Below are 2,059 nucleotides of genomic sequence, written 5' to 3' on the forward strand. Positions count from 1 at the left end.
GTTTCTAATGATCTAATAATCATCCACAATGGAGTGATAAATGCATATATACAAAACGTATCATATTGCAAGCGTTCTATTGTTTTTATGAAAACTTATCAAAAGGATCATAAATGATGGGTATGATTTTAATCATTCATTTGAATAAAAGAGGTTCTAAACGCTTTTGATTTTTATAAACCTATCAATAAAACGCTCTCATATTTAAAGGGAGTCATTTGAAATAAAGCACATAATCAAAATGCCTCTTTAAAACCTATCAAGAGAAATGCCTATGAAGGGAATATCTGTCATAAAACCGTTTTTCTATTTATGCGCATTGGTTTTTAAAAGCAGCTTTTCATAAGACAAATAAACAAACGTTTTTATAGAATTTAAGGGTTTCAAGATTTGCTCTATTTGCTCTGCTGTAAAATCTAGCTCTTTGTTTTTCGTAAATGAAACGTTCTTAAGAGCAAATGATAACTAAGTTTATAGCTGTTATAAAACATCAGTTTCAAACGTTTAAACGTTCATTTAAAAAGGTTATCCATAAGCGTATTTTTACTTTTCATTAAAACCTAATTTCTTTAAAAATTAGCTGGCTCAATTTTGAGTTTGTTATCTTTAAAAGAGAGCATTTTTTTAACAGCATTATTTTACTAAAAATTTAGTAAAACCCTATGCGTTTAGATTTTACAATGGTTTTGAATTTTGCTTGCTTATCTTTTTTTCAATAGGTGCCTCCAAATTTGGATTGACCCCATTTGGTTTCTATTTTTAAACTATAATCTTTAAAACGTTTATTGTTACCATGTCTAAGGTATATAGTATTCTACTTCTACGGCATTATTCGCCTCCATTTTTTTGTGGAAGCGAAGAGAGTTCCATCATTTAAAACTCACTATAAACCATATTCATTAAAAGATTTTCGCATCATAAGATATAACGTTTTGAATTTCATAACTGTTGTGATGATATGTTTGTATAATGACTGCCTATCATTTTCTAAATTTTTAGTAAGCGCTTTAAAAGCGATTTTGTCTTTTTATACACCCTTAATGAATTACACCTATAAGCTTATAAAAATTTTAAACGATTATTTTCCTTTTAAGGTTTCGCTCAAAAAAGAGCAAAACTCATACCATTCTCTAAACGCATGCGATTTTTGAATGATAAAAACGTATCATAAAATTTATGAACTGTTATGAATGATAACTGCTTTTCATTTCATTTGAATGCACATATGCGTTATAATATTTACATCATGATTTGCTTTTTATGCTCTATTCATACATGGCAATCTTATCTAAAAAATGGTCAAATGAATCATGCATAAAAAGATGGATTCTTAAGTGGATTCATATAAAATAATTGAACGCAACATATTGACTTTATTGTGTTTTTTATGATAATATCTTGAATGACCGACACAAGATGTGCAAGCGTTCCTCTGTGACGAAAAACATCTTGGTGATCTTGTATCGGTCCTCCCGTCCTTACCCTAATATAATGACGTGCCATCACAACTCCTTTCCGTGAAATATAAAAATTGAAACTAACTTGACATTACACATCATGTGCACTATAGTACTCATATGGTAACCATTCATAAAACGACAGAATTTGATAGTTGGCTTAAGAAACTTAAAGATAAACACGCTAAAGCTATTATTCTTCAACGTGTTGTACGTTTAAAACAAGGTCTTTTAGGTGATGTTAAATTTTTTAATAGCATAGGTGAGTTACGCATCCATTATGGTGCTGGTTACAGAGTTTATTTTGTTCAAAAAGGCTCTGATTTTATCCTTTTGTTATGTGGTGGAGATAAATCAACACAGAAAAAGGATATTGAACAAGCATTAAAGTTGAAAGAGGAGTACAGTGATGAAAATAACCCCATTTAAACCTGAAGAATATCTTGAAACCACTGAAGAACAGCAAATGTTTCTCAATGAAGCTTTCAAAACAGGTGATGCTGCTCATATAGCTGATGCCATCGGAATTGTTGCTCGTGCTCAAAATATGAGTGCTTTAGCAAAAGAAACAAACCGTGAACGCAGTGGCTTATATCGCTCCT

The 2,059-nt window shown here is 30.6% G+C and carries 3 protein-coding genes; 2 read left to right on the forward strand and 1 reads right to left on the reverse strand.

Going from position 1 to position 2,059, the window contains the following annotated elements; translation table 11 throughout:
- Window positions 1-1,308: 1,308 nt before the first annotated feature.
- A complete protein-coding gene (locus PVV68_RS10215) occupies window positions 1,309-1,503 on the reverse strand; it encodes a hypothetical protein (protein ID WP_273721723.1) in 195 nt (64 codons plus the stop codon).
- A gap of 74 nt (window positions 1,504-1,577) precedes the next feature.
- Here PVV68_RS10215 and PVV68_RS10220 point away from each other — a divergent pair, with 74 nt between their 5' ends.
- Both PVV68_RS10220 and PVV68_RS10225 read left to right on the forward strand, forming a co-directional pair.
- Window positions 1,578-1,886, forward strand: a complete 309-nt coding sequence (locus tag PVV68_RS10220) for a type II toxin-antitoxin system RelE/ParE family toxin (RefSeq protein WP_273721720.1) — start codon at window positions 1,578-1,580, stop codon at window positions 1,884-1,886.
- Window positions 1,867-2,059 (forward strand): addiction module antidote protein (locus tag PVV68_RS10225; protein ID WP_273783019.1); only part of this gene is annotated, 193 nt, incomplete at its 3' end. The genes PVV68_RS10220 and PVV68_RS10225, both read left to right, overlap by 20 nt.

The sequence above is a fragment of the Bartonella sp. ML69XJBT genome, from assembly GCF_028618515.1.
Lineage (GTDB): Bacteria > Pseudomonadota > Alphaproteobacteria > Rhizobiales > Rhizobiaceae > Bartonella.

What these genes read in the sequence shown, in the direction of transcription:
- PVV68_RS10215 (WP_273721723.1), bottom strand. Translation starts at nt 1,503, where the DNA reads ATGGCACGTCATTATATTAGGGTAAGGACGGGAGGACCGATACAAGAT.
- PVV68_RS10220 (WP_273721720.1), top strand. Translation starts at nt 1,578, where the DNA reads ATGGTAACCATTCATAAAACGACAGAATTTGATAGTTGGCTTAAGAAA.